Below are 362 nucleotides of genomic sequence, written 5' to 3'. Positions count from 1 at the left end.
GGGGAAGAGACCCGGAAAAGGCGGCAACCGTTTCTGGAAGAGCATTGGTCTCGGCTTCAAGGTTCCGAAGGAAGCCATCGAAGGCACATATATCGACAAGAAATGCCCATTTACTGGCAATGTCTCCATCAGGGGCCGCATCTTGAGTGGTGTCTGCCATAGCGCGAAGATGAACCGGACCATTATCGTCCGGAAAGACTATCTTCACTACGTCAGGAAGTACCAGAGGTACGAGAAGAGGCACTCCAATATCCCGGCTCATGTTTCCCCCTGCTTCCGCGTCAAGGAAGGCGACCATGTTACCATTGGCCAGTGCAGGCCGCTCTCCAAGACGGTCAGGTTCAACGTACTGAAGGTGACCC

1 protein-coding gene is annotated in these 362 nt (G+C 54.1%); it reads left to right on the top strand.

Translation table 11 applies throughout. The features are described from left to right. Positions 1-362, top strand: a 362-nt coding sequence (locus DJ021_RS18490) for a 30S ribosomal protein S17 (protein ID WP_207801910.1), incomplete at both ends; no start/stop codon positions are given.

The sequence above is a fragment of the Phenylobacterium hankyongense genome, assembly GCF_003254505.1.
Taxonomy (GTDB): Bacteria; Pseudomonadota; Alphaproteobacteria; order Caulobacterales; family Caulobacteraceae; genus Phenylobacterium; species Phenylobacterium hankyongense.
The sequence above is the reverse complement of the archived record's forward strand: the minus strand, read 5'-3'. Positions and strand labels throughout refer to the sequence as shown.